This is a genomic window from Halobacillus sp. AWM4_238 (assembly GCF_056158265.1).
Window position 1 is genome coordinate 2,286,332 of the sequence record NZ_JBSWSY010000002.1, and the last position, 19,657, is coordinate 2,305,988.

Sequence of the window (19,657 nt, forward strand, 5' to 3'; positions counted from 1 at the left end):
AAATATAAATGAAGGGGTGTCCTTTTTGGAAACCTTACAATCATACATCAATGAAATTGAAAATGACATCTATCAAATCCGAAGACAATTGCATAAATATCCAGAATTGAGCGGGGAAGAAGTAAATACCTCTGCTCTAGTAAAAGAGAAGCTTATGGAATATGGCATCTCTTATAAAAATGGGTTTGCCAAAACAGGGGTACTCGGAATCCTTAAAGGAAAGAAGCCGGGGAAAACCGTTGCTTTAAGAGCCGATATGGATGCCCTTCCTATACAAGAGACGAATGATCACGCCTTCGTTTCCAAAGCAGATGGAAAGATGCATGCCTGCGGTCACGATGCCCACACAGCAATGCTCCTTGGGGCTGGGTATGCGCTCAAGCAGGTGGAAGACCAGATGGAAGGAACGGTTCTTCTCGTATTTCAACCAGCAGAAGAAGCATCTCCCGTCGGAGGGTCAGGTCCTATGATGGAAGATGGCGTATTCGCTGAGTACAAACCGGACGTGATTTATGGACAACATGTGTGGCCAGGATTGCCTGTAGGCGAGATGGGAATTCGTGACAAGGAAATGATGGGCGCCTCCGATCGCTTCACTGTAAAAGTTACTGGAAGAGGCGGACACGCAAGCATGCCTCACGAAGGAAACGATGCGATCATCATTGCAAATCAAATGATTTCAAGCCTTCAAACCATTGTCAGCCGTAACATCAATCCATTAGATTCCGCTGTAGTTACCATCGGCAGAATCGAAGGTGGTCACCGCTACAACGTCATTCCCAAAGAGGTGACCATTGAAGGAACTATTCGAACTTACAAGCCTGAAGTGAAACAAAAAATTAAAGACCGTTTCCACACAATCCTCAATCAAACCGCAGATGCATTTGATGCGGACATTGATATTGAATACTTGGACGGCTATCCGGCTACCATCAACACACCTGAATATGCAAAGCAAGCTCGCAAAACAGCTCAAAGGCTTTTCGGAGAGCATGCGACACCTGAAGTCGAGCCTGCTCTTGCTGGAGAAGATTTCTCTCGTTTCTTACTTCAATATCCAGGTGCTTTCCTGTGGCTTGGAACACAAATTGAGCAGGCATCCGAGCAAAAGCCGCTTCATGACCCTGGATTCCAATTAGATGAAAGAGCCCTTCCTATGGGAAGCCGCTTCTTAGCGGAAGTTGCTCTAGACACGTTACATTCTTTATCCAATCAGGAGGGATAATGGTGATTGATGCAATCGATTCGTTCATTCAAGAACTTGAGCCGGAATTAACGTCATGGCGACGGGAGCTTCATCAAAAGCCTGAGCTCGGATTTCTTGAATATCAAACCACGTACAAAATCGGCAAGGAAGTAGAAAAACTCGGTTTCATCACCCATATTGGAAAAGAAGCAGTCAAAAGCGAGTCCAGATATGGGATTCCGGAACATCATGATTTTCAAAAAGCAGAAAAGCGAGCCCATGAAAATGGCGTCCCCACTGAATGGATTGATCGAATGGCAGGAGGTCATACCGGTGTGGTTGCACAGTGGGATACTGGAAAAGACGGCCCCCACCTCGCTTTTCGTTTTGATATCGATGCCCTTCCGATTTTGGAAGCAACTGACGGAGAACACTTTCCTTACGAGCAGCAGTTTCGTAGCCAATACGAAGGAGTGATGCACGCTTGTGGACATGACGGCCATACAACCATCGGTCTTGGACTTGCGCATCTGATCTCCCATTTTCAGGAGCAGTTGAAAGGAAAGTTCACTCTCTTGTTCCAGCCAGCTGAAGAAGGTGGTCGAGGAGCGAAAGCGATGGTCGATCAAGGATGGCTGGATGAAATCGACCAATTTTACTCCGGTCATATCGGAATCAACTCCCTTCCTGTAGGTACCATTGCCTCAACGACGCAAGGCTTTCTTGCGTCCTCCAAATGGAACGTGACCTTCCGCGGACAATCTTCCCATGCAGGGATGAAGCCTGAAGATGGACGGAACGCTTTGCTGGCGGCTGCTACAGCTGCTACTCAACTACATGCCATTCCCCGGCATAGTGAAGGCATCAGCAGGGTCAATGTAGGGAAACTCCTAGCGGGTAGCGGTCGCAACATTATTGCTGACCGCGGATACATGGAGCTGGAGACACGGGGAGAATCGAAGTCGATTAACGCATTCATGCAAAACGAAGCCAAGCGCATCATCCAATCCTGCGCTTCGTTATATGACGTAAGTGTCGATATCGAATTTGTCGGAGAAACCGAACAAATGCAGTGTGATGAATCCTTGATCCCCTTCATTGAACAACACTGTCATGAAAGTTCCTTGATCAATCAAATAGATCCTGTTGCTTTTGTTTCAGGATCCGAGGATGCCAGTTTTATGATGAATGCAGTTCAGGAACATGGAGGGAAAGCAACGTACATGTTGTTTGGTACATCTCTGCCATCCAACCACCATTCTCCTACCTTTGATTTTGAAGAAAACGTACTACCTGTCGCACTCGCTGCCTATGCTCACGTCTTAAAAGGAGGAAATGTCCAATGAAGCAATGGTTAGAAGAAAAATTATTACAACTCAATGTAACCGAAAGTATGGATGAAGAGAACGGATTCACCAGACTCAGTTATACCGATGGAGAAAAACAGGCACACGAAGCGTTTATCAGCGTCGCCAATGAACTGAATCTTGATGTAACTCAAGACGAGGCCGGAAACCTGTGGGCAAGATGGAAGGCAAGCAAAGAGGATGCACCAGCTATCGCCGTCGGGTCCCACCTGGATACCGTCAGTAATGGCGGTGGGTATGATGGAGCTGCAGGTGTATTGACAGGACTTGCTGCCGTCAAACGTTTGAAAGATAAGGGCTTCCAACCAGAGAAAAACATCGATATTGTCTGTTTCGCCTCCGAAGAATCGGCCCGTTTCGGCGTTTCGACCATTGGAAGCAAGGCGACAGCCGGCATGATTGAAAAAGACGAACTCGGTCGTGTCGTGGATGGTGACGGAGTGTCTGTGAAAGAAGCAGTTGAGACGTACGGTTTATCCTGGGACGACATCCATCAAGCAGAAAAGTCACCGAACGATCTAGAGAGTTTCCTTGAATTACACATCGAACAAGGGACCCAAATCGAAGACAACGAGGCAGAGATCGGGATCGTCCGCGGAGTGGCTTGCCCTGTAAGGTTGCAGGTCACTGTTAAAGGGATGGCCAACCATACAGGGACGACCCCGATGAACAATCGTGCCGATGCCTTTGTTGCTGCTGCTCCCATCATCACGTATGTGGAAGAACAAGCACGAGAACTGAATGATGTACAGCCGACACCGATTGTCGCAACCACGAGTACAGTAAAACTTTCCCCGAACGTCATGAATGTCATTCCAGGAGAAGTTCAATTAGGGATCGACATTCGGAGCGTAGATGATGACCTAAAAAGAAGTCTCGCTGATCAAATCCGAAGCTATTGTGAAACGATTCAATCATCCAACGATGTAACCATTCATGTCCACACTCTCGTTGATAATGATTCGATTCATCTCGATTCTTCCATTCAAGAACAGCTTCAGGAGATTACGGAGAACGCAGGCTACCGTGTTCATGCCATGGACAGTGGAGCCGGTCATGATGTGATGAACATGGCGACACGCTGGCCTTCAGGACTTATTTTCATTCCTTGCCGGGACGGAATCAGTCACCACCCTAAAGAATTTGCATCCATCGAGGATTTGAATAAAGGGACAAACGTGCTGGCCGCTTACATGGAAACCGTTGCGGGGGACCATCAATGAAAACAAAAATTGGCGTCATCGGCCCGAAAGATTCTGTCGAACAGATTATGTATGTTGCCGAGGAATTCAAGCAGATTACGTTCTACCCTTTTGCTTACGAAAAGCTCTCGGACGTCACAGATATCCTTAAAGAGCACAGACACGAAGTCGACCAATGGTTCTTCTCAGGGGTCCTCAACCACACCTACGCTATAGAAAATGGCTTGATTACAGAAGAGGAGAGTGCTTACCCTCCCCTTCACGGCTCGAGCTTTTTCGGTATTTTACTGGAGGCCCAACTGACGACGAACCATGTTTACCGAAAAGTCAGCATCGATACAATTGCCCATGAGGAATTTGATAAGATCTTATCCTATTACCAACTGGACGCACTGGAATACGAAAACTTTCCCTTTGAAAAAGTCCGTCATACAGATGAACTGACAGATTTTCATACTCAGTTGTATGAACAAGGGAAAACAGAAGTCGTCATCACTTCAATCAAGTCCGTCTATAAAGAATTAAAAGAAAAGAACATCCCTGTTTTTCGGGTGACCCCCTCTTATCTATCCATTAAAATGATCATTCAGTTCTTAGAGGAGCGTGCCCAATCCAAACATTTCCGCAATTCACAAGTGGCTATCATCGGCTGTCGTGTCAAGATGAACACCTCCCACTCAGAAGAAAACTACTACTCATTCAAAACGAAATATCAAGAGCTCGATGTGCGTCGTCAATTGCTCTCCTTTGCAGAAAAAACAAACGGATCTGTCATGCAGCTTGGAGATGGACTATTTTTCATCTTTACGACACGCGGTGAATTAAGCGAAGAATCGGAAGCTGATCTTTTCACACTCATTGAAGACATCCGCCTCCAAACCAGCTTAACTGCCCGCGTGTCCATCGGATTCGGTGAAACCGTTTCTCAGGCTGAAAACCATGTCCGAATCGGATTCCGTCATATCAAAGAAGAACAAGAACCACTGCTCCTTATTGTCGATGAAGATCAATCCATCTCACTAAAACAACAACAAAAGACATTGAGTTATCATACGACCGAAATTGGTCATACCCTGCAAAGCAAGATGAAAGAAGCGAACTTAAGTCCAGGGGTGATTTCCAAGCTGTTGGCTTATTCCAAACAGTATCACCGCGATCATTTCTCTTCTCAAGACTTATCCCGCTGGTTGAAAAGTACCGAGCGGAATGGCCGGAGGATCCTGACTGAATTAGAACGCGTCCACATTGTAGAACAAGCGGGTGAACGACAGTCAGGCGAACGCGGAAGACCAAGAAAGGTGTATCGCTTCGTCAAGGAGGAATAAATCCTCCTCCTCCCCTTTTTACGGAACAATAAAGGAATATTTCCTAAATATAGAAAGGATGATGAACATGAGCGAACAAAGCTCAACGAAGAAAGCAAAAGGTTTTTCCAGGTTGTTAAACGGTGTAGAAAAAGTAGGAAATAAACTGCCCGATCCATTCATGCTGTTTGTTTACCTGTCTGTCTTTACCATCATAGGTTCCTGGATCATTTCCCTTTTCGGAGTCACGACAACCCAGCCTGGTACTGGGGAAGAAATCCCAATCAAAAGTTTAGTTTCAGGTGAAGGTTTACAGTATATTCTTACTTCGATGCTCGAAAACTTCACTGGATTCAAGCCGCTCGGCCTCGTGTTGGCCATGATGCTTGGTATTGGCTTGGCTAATAAAGTCGGTTTATTAGAAACAGCGATTAAGAGTACAATTTTAAAAGCACCGAAATCATTAATCACTTATGCGGTTATTTTCGTAGGTATTTTAGGTAACTTAGCTTCAGATGCTGCGTTCGTTATCGTTCCACCACTTGCTGCCATGGTCTTCTATACACTCGGCCGTCACCCATTAGCAGGACTTGCTGCCGGTTTTGCTGGTGTAGGCTCTGGTTTTACAGCAAACATTATCATTGCAGGAACCGATGCATTGCTTTCTGGAATTTCCACAGAAGTCATGGAAAGCCTTGATTCTAATATTGTCGTTACACCTGTAGATAACTGGTACTTCATGATTGCCTCCGTTGTCGTTTTATCTGTCACGGGTGCATTGATTACAGAGAAAATTGTAGAACCCCGCCTAGGAAAATATGAAGGAGAAGGCGGTACGGAACTAGAGGAAAGTACAAAACTTGAAAAACGTGGCTTCAGAAATGCCGTGTTCGCGGCTCTTGGATTTATTGCGCTATTGATTATCGCGATTGTTATTCCTGGATCAGCTCTAAGAAACGAAGAAGGCGGAATCATTCCATCCCCATTCTTAAGTGGAATTGTCCCTATCATCCTATTATTCTTCATTACGATTGGCGTGGCTTATGGAGTGACGGTGAAGAAAATCACTTCGACACGTGATATCTCCGGGTATATGGGCGAAGCGATCAAAGAAATGTCAGGATTTATCGTCTTGATCTTCGCTGCCGCACAGTTTATCGCTTACTTTGATTGGACAAACATCGGTACATGGATTGCCGTCAGCGGAGCGAATTTCCTAGGCTCCATAAATATGACGGGCATTCCTGTTATCATTGGCTTCGTTCTATTGACTGCAGTGATGAACATGTTCATTTTCAGTGGATCTGCCCAGTGGGCGCTGGAAGCACCCATCTTCCTGAAAATGTTCTATCTATTAGACTATCACCCGGCCTTCATCCAAGCGGCTTATCGTATTGCGGATTCATCAACAAACATCATTACACCGATGAACCCCTACATCATCATCGTTCTTGCGTTCATGAAAGAATATGATAAGAAAGCCGGCCTTGGTACTTTAATTGCACTCATGCTTCCTTATGCTTTGATCTTCTTGAGTGTCTGGATTGTTCTATTACTTGCCTTTGCACTTCTAGGCATTCCATTTGGTCCTGGTGTAGGCATGTATATCAACTAAACCACCTGTAATTATGAAAGATGGCTTCTTATACGGAGCCATCTTTTTTCTATACAAAAAGATAGACGACCATTTAAAAAAAATGGTCATACCTCCTCATGCACAGGAACCGATAAAAATCCAGGATAGCAGCCTCTGCTGCTATCCTGGTCTCTTTAATTTATCCGAAGGAAAACGAGAGGCATTGGTTTGTGAGGCCGTTTCTGGACCCCTGGTGAAGATGAAGAACTGGTCTCCACTCCCCAAAGCTTCCCTCTTCCTTTCGGTGATTCATTATTGTTTATCCATAAACTTCACACAAACAGGTTCAGGAACATGTACATCCGATTGAACGAGTGTGAGTTTCCCTGTCTCTTTGTCTCTTTCAAACAACGTCATCGTGTTAGACTTCTGATTCGTCGCAATCAGAAATTCCTCAGAAGGATCGAGCACAAAGTCACGCGGCCAATTTCCTTCTGTCGACGTCCATTCAACAAAGGTTAGCTGACCCGTATCCTGATCCACTTTATAGGACGCAACAGAGTTGTGTCCGCGATTTCCAGCGTAAACAAATTGTCCGTCGGAAGAGATGTGGATCGCACTTCCGTCATTCGTTTCGTTGAAATCTTGCGGAATGGTTTTGATCGATTGTTGTTCTGTGAAACTTCCATCCTTCTCATCATAGTGAAGCACAAGGACTTCTGAACTCAGTTCTGTCATCACGTAGGCGTACTTTTGGTTCGGATGGAAAGTGATGTGTCTTGGACCGCTTCCAGGAGCCGTGTTCAACACCTGCACCTGCGTTAATTCACCTTGATCAGCGGCATAGGTGATCACCCGGTCACTTCCAAGGTCAATCGCAATGACATACATTTCGTCCGGTGTGAAGCCTGCATAATGCATGTGTGGTTTTTCCTGACGCTCATGTGGACCCGTACCCTCATGTTCGATCTCTGCAGTAGCTGGGTTCAAAGAGCCATCTTCATTTGTTAAGTAAGAGACGATATTTTTTGTATGATAATTCGCTGTTACCACCGTGTTTTTATCATGGTCAACGCTCACGTGACACGGCGGGGAGCCTGCACCGGTTTGACTATTTAATTTTGTCAGCTCACCTGTATCCCCTTGGATAGAGAAAGCGGTAACGCCGCCGTTTTCTCCTTCTTTTGAAACCGCATATAAATTCTTGTGATCGTCACTCACCGTCACATACGTCGGGTTCTCGAGTTCAGCAGCTAATGTAACATCTTCCAACTTTTTATTGTCTGTATCCAGCGTGAATTGATATACACCTTTACTATCCTGTTTCGTATAAGTTCCAACATATCCAACATACTTTGCCATTTAAAAAACTCCTTTATCGGTGGTATGTAATTGCTTATTCCTATTGCCTGTCCTCCATCATTATCTCATAAACTGACCCGCTTCTAAAATCACTTCCTTCCCCCATACCCGGATATCACTCTCCTTATGCTACATCCTTCTCTTGTCATACCAGCCTTAGAAAAGTATGATAATCATACAAAAGAGAAAATGAACACACTGGGAGGGACGACGAGCATGAGATATAGAAGAAAAGATTACTTCCGTTATGAGTTCAAAAAACCACTTGATGCCTTCTTCCGCATTAAAAAAGTAGGCAAAAAAGAGGTGACTACTTCTCAAGGAGAGGCAAGGATTATCAATATCAGCCCACAAGGGATGAAGTTGAATTCAAACCTGGACCTTCCCTACGGTGAGGAACATGAAGTTCGATTATTCATCAGCTTCCATCTAAATGAAGAACACTTCCAACTCCCCGGATCGATTGTTTGGAAGAAAAAAGTCGTCGGATTTAATTATGGGATCCATATGGACGTAGAAGAAGACGAAAGGAAAAGGTTGGTTGAAGCACTCAAAGTTTACGCCTCCACCCAAGGGAATATCAAAGAAGCGTAACCTCTGCCTTTCTACGCCTCCTCACACCATGAACATACATAAAACCAAATAAACTTCTTCGCATTTAATCACGTAAGACCCTCCGCAGAATGCACGCATTTATCTGTTGGAAAAATAAGCGCAGGGTTAACGAGATCTTGATACCCTGCGCTTTCTCCTGAGCATTGATTCATCAACCCTTTATCTCCTACTTTTTCCTTTCTTACTCCATCCATTTCGCACAGGAGTCATTCACTGAAGTCCGTCAATGGAACATATCTTCAGTCAGGATCAAACACTCACCAAGCACAATGCCTTCATTCGGTTTTATTATGTAAAATAATGTTAATTACACCATAAGAATCAAATTAATACCTTAAATACCGAACGTTATCTATTAAATTTAAATATATGTTCGATTTTACCTTGTTTATTCCTATCAAGTTTGCTATAGTTACACCACAGCCAATTACATAACGTACTCGTATATTCTCAGTAATAAGGTCTGAGCGTTTCTACCTGGTTCCCATTGAAAGAACTAGACTACGAGTTGAAGTCATACAGCTGCAGGACAGATGCAGCCATTTTAGCGATGCCGCTAATCTATGCTTTAACTTTTTGTAGTCTAGAAGGTAGAACGTTTACTTTCTAGGCTTTTTTATTTGGGATAAACGCAGGACAACGATGTGATTGAGTACTACATCAAGGGAGAGCTACTCATGAAAAACACTCGAAACATTGCATTCTTACTATTCATCACTCTAATTTTTTCTTTCCTGGCCGGGTGCCAAGGTTCTACAGAAGGAGAAGCATCTGCTGAGGAAAACGAACAGCAGCCCATCTTGATCCAGGGACCAATGCCTATTGAAGCAGAAAATTTCGCAGCAAAGCTTGAAGATGTAGAAGAAGAAACATCTGGAAACTTCCTCTTTTATAAAGGTAAAGTCGAGGACTACCCTGTTATTGTCATGAAGACAGGAAAAGGTATGGAAAATACAGCCGCTGCTACAGCGATTGCGATAGAGAAATTCGATCCTGCTGCTATCATCAACCAAGGAACATCAGGCGGTCACGATCCTGACCTGCATGTGTTCGATATCGTCCTGGGTGAGAGAACGGTCAACATCGGTTCTTTGAAAACAGGACACAGAGAAGATGAAGAAGGCATCGCTCCGAAAGAATGGATTCCTATGGACCTTATGGCATCAGAAGGCAGTGCCGGAGAAGACCCTGACGCTGAAAACATCCGTTATTTTGAAGGAGACAAAGGACTGTTAGAAGCTGCGAAAGCCGTTAAAGATACGCATGAAGAAGGTAAAGTTGTTGAAGGTACGATTGGTTCTGCAGACGTATGGAACAATGAAGTCGACCGCATCCAGTGGTTCCATGAGAACTTCGGAACTTCTGTAGAGGAAATGGAAGGGGCAGCCGGTGCGCAGATCGCCAAAGCCTATGACGTTCCTTACCTTGGCATTCGTACGTTATCCAATAATAAAGTGAATGGCGGAGAATACAATCCTGATACAGCAGAAGCGAACCAGGATTATGTTTATGAAGTTGTCAAAGAGTATATTTCCAAGGGAACTAAATAAACAAGTTAAGCGCAACCTAACCATGGGTTGCGCTTTGTTTTTAGTGTTTAAACCAAGATATCCAAGAGTCCATCTAAAATAGGTTCAGGTACCGGAAGAAACACCTTCACTTGATACTTTTTTAATCCGTTTCGTTTCATTCGCTTCCAAAGCGGACAAAATCACCTGCAATGACTTCATCCCTTCTTCCCCTGTAATTAAAGGCGGACGTTTAATCAAAACCGATTCAACAAAGTGATCAATCACGTGGGTGGTAGTTTGTCCCCCTGCTTCATTTGTTTGAATTTTATCTAAACGATAGTGAACACTTTCTCCATTGTTATAGGTGACTTTCAGCGAGGAATCTGGATCGTTTTCCAGCTCCAGCATACCTTTTTCTCCATAAATCACGGTAGAGTTATCGTTGCCTGAGACGTAAGACCAACTAGCTGTTAAGGTACCAATCAATCCTGAATCCATTTTTAAAATGCAGACAGCATTGTCATCAACGTCTGTATCTTCTTTGGCGGTGGTTTGGACGAAAGCCCCAACTTCAGAAACGTCGCCTAACAAATACCGGATGAGGTCCGCCTTATGTACACCGAGGTCACCCATGGCCCCCACGAATGCTTTCTCCTTCTCAAAAAACCAGCTGGACGCTCCGTCAATGCTCCATTTTTCAGGTCCACCGTGTCCAAAAGTCGTTCGAAAGCTGTGAATTTTGCCCAAGTCGCCGTTTTCAATGATTTTTTTCGCCTTTTGGTGCGAAGAGACGAAACGTTGGTTGTGGGCGATCATTAAGGTTTTCTGATTCCACTTGGCAGCTTGGTTCATAGCCTGAGCTTCTTCTAAAGAGACAGCCATTGGTTTTTCGCAAAGCACGTGTTTCCCTTCGTTTAAAGCGTCAATTGTAACTGGTGCGTGTAAGTAGTTGGGCAGACAGACGCTAATCGCATCGACTTCTTCCAGTTTTAAAACCTCTTTATAGTCGGTGTAAGCTTTGGCACCATATTTTTGCGCCATTTTTTCTGCTCTACTTTCAACCACATCACATACCGCCACAATATCTACATTTTCGTTTGCCTGGTATTCAGGTAAATGGCGTTTCTGAGCAATACTTCCACAACCAATGACACCTATTTTTAAATTTCCCATACAGTTACCACCCTTTCGATTCGAGTAAGGTTGATTGCCGTTCAGAACTTTGTAATTGTACTTGTTTTCCTGATGCCGATGATTCGTGGAAAGCATGCATTGCTTCCAGCACATGCAATGCTTGACGACCATTGGCTTTTAAAAGCGTTTGATGCTGAATGGCGTCCACCATTTCAGCGATTCCTAGTCCTCTACTGTTGTGTGAGAACGGGTGGGTGAGCTCTACCTCCGTCCACTGATCGTTTTCCTTTTTCTTCATAAGTACAGGACCACCAAAGGTATTAGGGTCCGGCACTTTCAACGTGCCCGTTTCTCCATAAATTTCAATTAACGGCGTGTCGGTCGCAGGTACATCAAAACTCATCGTCATCGTTACAACAGGACCTTCTTCAAATTGCAAGATTCCGGAGTAATGCGTCGGTGTCTCCACGTTCAGCTTGGTTCCCTTTTTTGCACCTCTAAGTATTCTTCTTTCCGCTGGATTCCTTATAGCGATCGCCATGACGGATTGTATCGAGCCCAACAATTGAACAAGAGTTGTTAGATAATAGGGACCCATATCGAAAAGAGGACCTCCGCCCTTTTGATAAAAGAACTCCGGGTTTTCGTGCCAGCGTTCAGGGCCTAGTTTAAGCAAAAACGCAGATCCTGCTATTGGTTTTCCAATTGCGCCTCCTGTAATCAAGTCCTGGCATGTTTGAATGCCTGCGCCAAGGAAAGTGTCCGGTGCTACACCAACTTGTAAGTTTTTCTCTTCTGCTAAGTCTATTATTTTGCGACCGTCTTTTAAATCAACAGCCAATGGTTTTTCACTATACACGTGCTTGTTATGATTTAAAGCTTTTAGAGTGACTTCAGCATGAGCCGCTGGGGGAGTTAAGTTAACAATCAGATCGATATCCAGCCGGTTCATCATTTCTTCAACGGAAACGTGTGATAGGTGGTAGAGATCTGCTTTATTTTTCGCTAGGTTTCCGTCAAGATCAGCACATGCGACTATATTAAAAGTCGGATGGTCCGCACAATTTTTAAAATAGATATCGCTGATGTGACCGCACCCGACGACACCAATGTTAAGGGATTTCACTAAAAACACCTCTCTTTGCTATTCTTTTACTGCTCCTCCAGCCAGTCCTTTGACCACTTTTTCCTGAGAAAAAAGATAAATCATAAGGATTGGCAGACTAGCAAGCGTTAACGCTGCCATAAGACCTGGAATGTTGACAGAAAATTCGCCTCTGAAGTCCTGGAGTCCAAGAGGAAGAGTCATACTTTCAGGACTGGAAATGAGCACCAATGCAAAAATAAATTCATTCCATAAGTGGATGAAGTTATAGATCAACACGGTCATCAAAGCAGGAGTAAGCATCGGGAGAATAACGCGCCAGAACACACCGAAATGCGTACAACCATCCATCTTTGCGGCTTCTTCGAGCGACTTCGGGATTTCCTGCATGAACTGTGTCAAAATAAAGATAGAGATCGGTAAACTAAAGGCAATGTATGGACCAAGCAGAGCCCACAGGGTATCGTAGAGACCAATGTTTTCCGTCAATTTAAAAATGGGAATCAATGTAGCATGAATCGGGAGCATCATCCCAGAGATAAAAATCAGAAATAACACACGGTTGAATTTGAATTTCATACGGCTTAATGGATAACTAGCTAGGGACGCAATGAACATGACAATGATGACTGCAAGGAAGCTGATCAAGATACTGTTAAAAAAATAGCGGGTTAATCCCATTTCGAAAACTGAAGCAAAATTTTCAAGATTAAATGAAGTAAAGAAAGAAAATGGAGCTTCAAAAAAGCTTGTCTGATCCTTCAATGCCGTCGACAGCATATAAAGAAAAGGGAAACCTGTGAAAACGAGCAGAAGCAAAGCAATTACATACAGGGGGATTTTCTTGAATGTAGCTGTCATGAATACGCTCCTTTCTTTTTACGATAGAAGTCCAACATTTGAATGATGATTGTTACAACTAGAGCGATAAAAAACATTAGGAAAGCAATGGCGCTTGCATAGCCCATGTTGAAATTGATAAAGGCTTGTTTGAACATATACGTTCCCATCAACTCCGTACCATGGTTCGGACCACCACCAGTCATAATATAAAAGATGTCGAAAGCTTTTAATGAACCAACAATTGCTAAAATCGATGAGCTCACGATCGTAGGCATAAGCATAGGGAGAGTAATATGAATAAATTTCGTTAACGCATTCGCTCCATCCATTTTCGCCGCTTCATACAAATCTTCCGGAATGCCGACAATCGCCGCTTTGAACAGAATCATATAGAAAGGGGCGAACTGCCAAACGACGACAAGCAGGACGGCAAACATAGCAGTATCTGCCTGACTTAACCAGGAGACACTTTCAAAGCCTAAGAGTGTCACGAGTTGATTGATAATTCCGTTGATCGGGTCATACATGAGGACCCATAATAGTCCAATTGCGACCGTTGACATAAGAAAAGGGAAAAAGTAAACACTGCTCATAAAACGAATGCCTTTGATTGGGGCAAATAACATTAATGCCATCAAGAGTCCTAAGGGAATTTGTACAAAGACCGATACGATCACAACCCAGGCGTTATTGGTCAATGACGTCCAAAAGACAGCATCCTGAAACAATTGAATGTAATTGGCTAAACCCACAAACGTCATCTCACTCATACCATCCCATTGGTGAAGACTATATCGGAATGTGGAGAAAATCGGATAGAGAACATACACCGCATAAACGATGAAAGCAGGAGCAATGAAAAGCAGGATGGTGAGTATATCTCTGAACTTGACGTTCGTACTTTTTGTCTTTGACTTGGACACTGTTCGTGCTCGCGCCATTTTATTCACAAGTGTTTGCACATGACCTCTCCTTTCATTGATAAGAGGAGGGGAAATCCCCCTCCTTTATTCCAGCTCTTCCTGTGCCTTTTCCTCCATCTTTTTCGCCGCTTCTTCTGGTGTCATATCCAATCCAAAAATCGCTTGTGTGGTATCTTTGTGAAGCTCAGCAAGTTCCGGTGGAAGTGTCTGGTCATAAGGCATTTGTAAATGTGTGGCCTGCTCGACAACTTCATAGAACTCACTCGTGAATTCATCGGATGGAACGACTCCTTTTACAGCAGTCAGCGAGCCAGTCCGATCCGTATAATTCCGTGCCGTTTCTTCACTGGTCAGTTCTTGGATCAGTTCCTTCACAAGTTCTGGATGTTCTGTGTTTTTCGCTGCGGACCAGACCGGGCCTGTTGCTGCCCCTACGTGTGTTTGGTCCCCTTGGCCGCCTTCAACTTTCGGGAAGACGAAGAAATCCAATTTTTCTTCAAAATCGGGCGCTTCACTTCGGACATTGTTCAAGAAGGAGATGGTCATATCCATCATGGCTGCCTGCCCAGAGTACAGGAGCTGTCTGCCTGTCCCTTCATCGTAAGGAACACCGTTAAACCCTTCATTGAAGGCATCTTTCTCCACCATTTCCTGTATGTACTCTCCAGCTTGTACATACGCTTCATCATCGAATCCTTTCCCTTCACGATTAAAAGCGCTGTCAAAAAGCTCTGGACCCGCAATACGACTTGCAAAGTTCATCAGGTAATACGCACCCGGCCATTTAGTCTTATTAGCCAAAGCAATCGGAATAATTTCATTTTCATTCAATGTATCAATGATCGTCAGCCATTCTTCATACGTTTCCGGCTCTTCCAGACCATACTCTTCAAAGATTTCTTTATTATAGAAAACGACATCAATGGAAAGTCCTAATGGGAGCCCGTAAACCTTGTCATCAAAGGTCCCATTTGCAAGGGCCAGTTCATTGAAGTTAGATGGTTCGATACCTTCCGTAAGATCCATCACTTTGTCTTGATCGACAAACTGTTTCAACCAACCGCCTCCCCAGCTATGGAAGACATCGGGAGGGTTCCCACCAGACATCGCAACGGAAAGCTTTTGTTTATAGGCATCATTCGGGATTCTTAATACTTTGACATCCACATCCGGATGTTTTTCTTCAAATCTCTCTACGGCTTCTTCATAGATTTTTTCTTTTTCACCTGGATCGATATGCCAAAATTCAAGAACCTTCTTCTCACTTCCACCTGCAGTGCTAGAAGATTCGCCTCCACATGCTGCTAATACAAGGATCAAGCCAATCATCATCAAACTACATAATTTTTTCAAAGTAACCTCTCCTTTTTACTTGAAATTAAATAGATGTAACGTTTTGACTTTGTAGATAACGAAAACTCTTTTGTATGCTATCCACGGCAGAACCTTTCGACTGGTCCTGTTCCACGACCCACCATTCCACTTCGTTCGCTGCGCCTTTCTCTAAAACACCTTCGATATCTACTCCGCCTGTTCCTAATTCTGCAAAAAACTGTTCCCCATCTGTCGTCATGTCTTTCAAATGGACGAGAGGAGTGCGGCCTTTATATTGATCCAACCACAATCGAGGGGACTCTCCAGCTTTCGTTAACCAATAAATATCAAACTCCGCTTTCACCCATTCAGGGTTTGTTTCTGAGAGGAGAAATTCCAACGGTGTCCTTCCATCTTTCATTGGATATAGTTCAAAATCATGGTTGTGGTAGGATAACGAGATTCCTTCTTCAGAGGACTTCCTCCCTGCTTCATTCAAGATGGATACAAGATGATGGTAGTCTTCATCCGTTCTTCTTTCCGGTGGCAAATGCGGGCATACAATGTGTGAACTCCCAAGAATCTTTTGGGTTTCAATCACTTTTTCCAGTTCGTTTTCTAATGAAGGGAGAGGGATATGACTGGAAGCTGCTTTCAAGTCTAAATGATCAATCAAACGCTTGAGTTCTGTTGGTTGAAATCCACCATACCCGGCAAATTCCACTCCATCAAACCCAATTTCCGCGACTTTTTCCAATACACCTTTGAAGTCCTTCTCACTCTCTTTTCGTAATGTAAACATTTGAAGCGCAACAGGTATGTTTGTCATCAGCGACCACTCCTTTTATTATGAATGTAATCGATTACATTTTGTGATAAAGTAAACATCTCTCCACCTCTTTCCCTAACACACACTTTTTGTAATCGATTACATTGTTACTTAAAATTTTTTCACATGTGTAGCAATTTTTCTTTGTGCTTAGCCCCGCAAGAATCACGAATGATTAATTCATCCGGGAGAACATGTTCAGTCTGAGAAATTGCTTCGCCGGTCAGCTTTTTCAAAAGAAGCTCCATCGACCTCTCTCCCATTCCATGTAATGGCTGAGCAATCGTCGTCAACGAAGGATTGAACATCGAAGCAAACTTAATATTATCAAATCCAACGACTGCAAGATCTTCAGGAACCTTCACCCCGAGTTCATTCGCAGCATTGATTGCCCCGATAGCCATATCGTCACTCGCTGCGTACACTGCGGTCGGCACTTCCTTTTGAGAAAGCAAATCCAACATGTGTTCATAGCCAGACTCGTAAGTAAATTCTCCTTCTCGTACAAACTTATCTTCCGGATTCAGCCCGTGTTTCTTCATTGCATTTTGATAGCCTTCATGACGATTTCTAGAAATTAATGAATACGTAGGTCCAGAAATATGAGCGATCTTTCGATGCCCGAGACGTATTAAATGCTCCGTTGCTTTTTCGCTGCTTCCTACGTTGTCGATGGATACAAATGGGATCGTAGGGGTTTCCAAGTGCGCTGTCGCCAGTACAATCGGGTATTGTTGGCTGATTTCAATCAAGGTTTCCTCATCTAATTTAGGGGAAAGCATAATCATGCCATCGACTTGTCTTTGCTTCAAGTGTTCAATGGACGCATATTCATTTTCCAATTGATTATTGGTATTACGAAGCAGTACACGGTAGCCATTTTTTGCTGCTTCTTCTTCAATCCCCCCGACAATTTCAGAGAAAACGGTGTTACTAATGTTGGGAACTAGAACCAAAATCGTGTTTGTTTCTGTTCGTCGAAAATGCCTGGCCAGCATATTCGGTTGATAGTTCAATTGATTAATAGCATCCAGTACTTTCTCCTTCGTACTTGGAGTTACAGTATCCGGTGTTCGCAGAACCCTCGATACCGTTGCGGTTGAAACACCAGCTAATTTTGCTACATCACTCATCTTTGGCATATCTAATTCTCCTGTTCTTACCACCAATGTAATCGATTACATTCAGTTTATAGCATATATTTCTGAATTGCAAGACTATTTAGGTTTTTTTATACTAAAGTCATTCACATGCAGTCTTACATGGCATTTTTCACTGACACCAAAGGTTGCAAATCCCCAAGAATAGTGCAGCATCCACAATCAGACATGGATGCTGTACTATTCTACAGCTCTTTAAACTTAGAAAATAGATCTTTTCTAAGTTTCGTATATAGACTATCATGAACCACGGGTTTTCTCATACTGATTTCCATATTCCTTCCGCATATGAAAGTAATGAACAAGCCGTATCGTCGGTCGAATGAGCATTTGTGTACTTCCGAGGACAAAGAGCGTCACGCCCAAGGTTTTCATGTCGAAATAAAAAAGATACTACCAATTAGAAACCAGATACCTAGAAGAACGTCATTGATCGTGTAAAGAATGTCGTACGTTTTTTAAAAAAAGACATCATGTTTCCCTACATGATGATCGATGTATTTCTGTTTGTCTGACCTTTGGTTTGACACCCTCTCACCTCCTATTAAAATTCATTTCCTCTCCTTACTCGTTTTATACCGACAAATTCTTCATTTGCTTTTCTAAAAAATAATTGATTGGATTTTCAGCTTACACTTGTTCATTATGCACAAATGTAAGCGCTTATATTCTGTTGTTTCAACGAACGTTTATAGATGAAAACGTGATAGGGTAGAACATGGACATTGTAAAAGACCACATACATAAACTTGCACACCAGGATTAGGAGGATAATGATGCTAGACGTATTGAACCAGATCAATGATGTATTATGGGGAACCCCGAGTTTGATCCTGTTATTCGGAACAGGATTGTTTCTGACCATCATGTTAAAAGGGTTGCAGTTCAGCAAGCTATTCTATGCTTTTAAACTTGCTTTTACGAAAGAGGAAAAAACCGAATCATCACAGGATTCCCAAGGGGATATTAGTAATTTTAAAACTTTAATGACAGCGCTATCAGCGACCATCGGAAACGGGAATATCGCAGGTGTCGCCACTGCTTTGACGCTTGGTGGACCCGGAGCGATTTTCTGGATGTGGGTGGTCGGCCTGTTGGGCATGGCGACCAAATACTCTGAAGCCCTCCTTGCGATGAAGTATCGGGTGAAAAATGAAAACGGAGAGTATTCCGGTGGACCGATGTATTATGTGGAACGAGGCATAGGCAGCAAGTGGAAATGGCTAGCCGTTGCCTTTGCATTTTTCGGGGCTTTTGCTGCCTTAGGGATTGGGAACAGTGTGCAATCCAACACCATTTCTGATGTGATGGATGAAAGCTTTCATATTAATGGGTGGTTTACAGGGGCGGTTCTTGCAGTGCTGACGGGACTGATTATTTTCGGAGGCATCCAGAGGATCAGTACTGTAGCAGGATTCTTTGTTCCAATCATGGCCTTTCTATATATTGGCGGAGCTTTATTTATCATCATCGCCAATTACGAAGCCATCCTCCCCGCTTTTGAAATGATCTTCCAATACGCATTCAGTCCCGTTTCTGCAGCTGGAGGATTTGCAGGTGTTGTCGTGATGGAAGCCGTCAGAAGCGGTGTATCACGCGGCATCTTCTCTAACGAAGCTGGATTAGGTACAGCCGCATTGATCGCAGGAAATGCCAAAACCGATCATCCAGTAAAACAAGCGCTTGTATCGATGACAGGTACATTCATCGTAACCATCGTCGTCTGTACGATGACAGGGCTTGTGCTGATCATGACGGGATTCTGGGATCCATCTGGTGGAGCGATTTCGGGTGTTCAACACGCGACCGGCCTTGACGGTGGCGCGCTCACGAGTGCTGCATTCGGGCATGCTTTAGGAACTATAGGAGAATACATCGTAGCCTTTTCGGTGATCTTCTTCGGCTTTTCAACCATCGTCGGCTGGTACATGTACGGAGAGAAGTGTTTTGAATACCTGCTTGGCCTTCGCTACATCATTCCATACCGGTTCATATACATCACCGCGACCTTTATGGGTGCCGTTATGCAGCTTGATCTTGTTTGGGCGTTTGCGAATATGGCCAATGCCTTGATGATGATTCCGAACTTGATCGCCTTACTGCTTCTTTATAAAGTGATTGTGAATGAAACGAACAACTACTTTAATGATTACATCCATCAGTATAAGTACACACGTAAAGCAAGCTGACAAAACGAAAAGAACAACCTGTCTAATGGCAGGTTGT

16 protein-coding genes, 1 pseudogene and 1 riboswitch are annotated in these 19,657 nt (G+C 43.7%); of the genes and pseudogenes, 8 read left to right on the forward strand and 9 right to left on the reverse strand.

Annotated features, from left to right (window positions below; all coding sequences use genetic code 11):
* Positions 1-25: 25 nt before the first annotated feature.
* The 5 genes from ACXACN_RS11660 (at position 26) to ACXACN_RS11680 (ending at position 6,674) form a co-directional block, all read left to right on the forward strand.
* Positions 26-1,225 carry a M20 metallopeptidase family protein gene (locus ACXACN_RS11660; protein ID WP_474964607.1) on the forward strand — a complete coding sequence of 400 codons (1,200 nt, stop codon included), beginning with the start codon at positions 26-28 and terminating at the stop codon, positions 1,223-1,225.
* Positions 1,225-2,532, forward strand: a complete 1,308-nt coding sequence (locus ACXACN_RS11665) for an amidohydrolase (RefSeq protein ID WP_474964609.1) — start codon at positions 1,225-1,227, stop codon at positions 2,530-2,532. The genes ACXACN_RS11660 and ACXACN_RS11665 overlap by 1 nt, the downstream gene beginning before the upstream one ends.
* Entirely contained in the window at positions 2,529-3,776 is a 1,248-nt protein-coding gene (locus ACXACN_RS11670; RefSeq protein ID WP_474964611.1) for a M20 family metallo-hydrolase, read from the forward strand. Before ACXACN_RS11665 ends, ACXACN_RS11670 begins: the two co-directional genes overlap by 4 nt.
* Positions 3,773-5,080 (forward strand): hypothetical protein, encoded by a 1,308-nt coding sequence (locus tag ACXACN_RS11675; RefSeq protein WP_474964612.1) that lies wholly within the window; start codon positions 3,773-3,775, stop codon positions 5,078-5,080. The genes ACXACN_RS11670 and ACXACN_RS11675 overlap by 4 nt, the downstream gene beginning before the upstream one ends.
* Positions 5,081-5,147: 67 nt before the next feature.
* Positions 5,148-6,674, forward strand: coding sequence for an AbgT family transporter (locus tag ACXACN_RS11680; protein ID WP_474964613.1), 1,527 nt, complete (start codon positions 5,148-5,150; stop codon positions 6,672-6,674).
* A 273-nt stretch (positions 6,675-6,947) separates the two neighbouring features.
* On the opposite strand, the gene ACXACN_RS11685 is transcribed toward ACXACN_RS11680, so the two are convergent.
* Positions 6,948-7,997, reverse strand: a complete 1,050-nt coding sequence (locus ACXACN_RS11685) for a lactonase family protein (protein WP_474964615.1) — start codon at positions 7,995-7,997, stop codon at positions 6,948-6,950.
* Between the two features lie 216 nt (positions 7,998-8,213).
* On the opposite strand from ACXACN_RS11685, the gene ACXACN_RS11690 reads away from it, so the two are divergent.
* Together ACXACN_RS11690 and ACXACN_RS11695 are read left to right on the forward strand one after the other, a co-directional pair.
* Positions 8,214-8,591, forward strand: a complete 378-nt coding sequence (locus tag ACXACN_RS11690; protein ID WP_474964616.1) for a PilZ domain-containing protein — start codon at positions 8,214-8,216, stop codon at positions 8,589-8,591.
* 441 nt (positions 8,592-9,032) lie between these two features.
* Positions 9,033-9,136: riboswitch (purine riboswitch) on the forward strand.
* Between the two features lie 153 nt (positions 9,137-9,289).
* Positions 9,290-10,162 (forward strand): 5'-methylthioadenosine/S-adenosylhomocysteine nucleosidase, encoded by an 873-nt coding sequence (locus tag ACXACN_RS11695; RefSeq protein ID WP_474964618.1) that lies wholly within the window; start codon positions 9,290-9,292, stop codon positions 10,160-10,162.
* 84 nt (positions 10,163-10,246) lie between these two features.
* Here the strand turns inward: ACXACN_RS11695 and ACXACN_RS11700 are convergent, their stop codons facing one another.
* The 8 genes and pseudogenes from ACXACN_RS11700 to ACXACN_RS11735 form a co-directional block, all read right to left on the reverse strand.
* Positions 10,247-11,296, reverse strand: coding sequence for a Gfo/Idh/MocA family protein (locus tag ACXACN_RS11700; protein ID WP_474964619.1), 1,050 nt, complete (start codon positions 11,294-11,296; stop codon positions 10,247-10,249).
* 4 nt (positions 11,297-11,300) lie between these two features.
* Positions 11,301-12,383 (reverse strand): Gfo/Idh/MocA family protein, encoded by a 1,083-nt coding sequence (locus tag ACXACN_RS11705; RefSeq protein WP_474964621.1) that lies wholly within the window; start codon positions 12,381-12,383, stop codon positions 11,301-11,303.
* An 18-nt stretch (positions 12,384-12,401) separates the two neighbouring features.
* Positions 12,402-13,223, reverse strand: coding sequence for a carbohydrate ABC transporter permease (locus ACXACN_RS11710; protein ID WP_474964622.1), 822 nt, complete (start codon positions 13,221-13,223; stop codon positions 12,402-12,404).
* On the reverse strand, positions 13,220-14,167 hold the full coding sequence (locus ACXACN_RS11715; protein WP_474964624.1) for a carbohydrate ABC transporter permease: 948 nt from the start codon (positions 14,165-14,167) through the stop codon (positions 13,220-13,222). The genes ACXACN_RS11710 and ACXACN_RS11715 overlap by 4 nt, the downstream gene beginning before the upstream one ends.
* 45 nt (positions 14,168-14,212) lie before the next feature.
* Entirely contained in the window at positions 14,213-15,481 is a 1,269-nt protein-coding gene (locus ACXACN_RS11720) for an ABC transporter substrate-binding protein (RefSeq protein WP_474964625.1), read from the reverse strand.
* A 25-nt stretch (positions 15,482-15,506) separates the two neighbouring features.
* Entirely contained in the window at positions 15,507-16,271 is a 765-nt protein-coding gene (locus ACXACN_RS11725; RefSeq protein WP_474964626.1) for a sugar phosphate isomerase/epimerase family protein, read from the reverse strand.
* 122 nt (positions 16,272-16,393) lie between these two features.
* Positions 16,394-17,413 carry a LacI family DNA-binding transcriptional regulator gene (locus tag ACXACN_RS11730; protein ID WP_474964628.1) on the reverse strand — a complete coding sequence of 340 codons (1,020 nt, stop codon included), beginning with the start codon at positions 17,411-17,413 and terminating at the stop codon, positions 16,394-16,396.
* A 258-nt stretch (positions 17,414-17,671) separates the two neighbouring features.
* Positions 17,672-17,877: pseudogene (locus ACXACN_RS11735) on the reverse strand (YrhK family protein).
* Between the two features lie 330 nt (positions 17,878-18,207).
* Between ACXACN_RS11735 and ACXACN_RS11740 the strand changes: the two are divergent.
* Complete coding sequence (locus tag ACXACN_RS11740; protein ID WP_474964629.1) at positions 18,208-19,620, forward strand: alanine/glycine:cation symporter family protein; 1,413 nt, start codon at positions 18,208-18,210, stop codon at positions 19,618-19,620.
* The last annotated feature ends 37 nt before the right edge of the window (positions 19,621-19,657 follow it).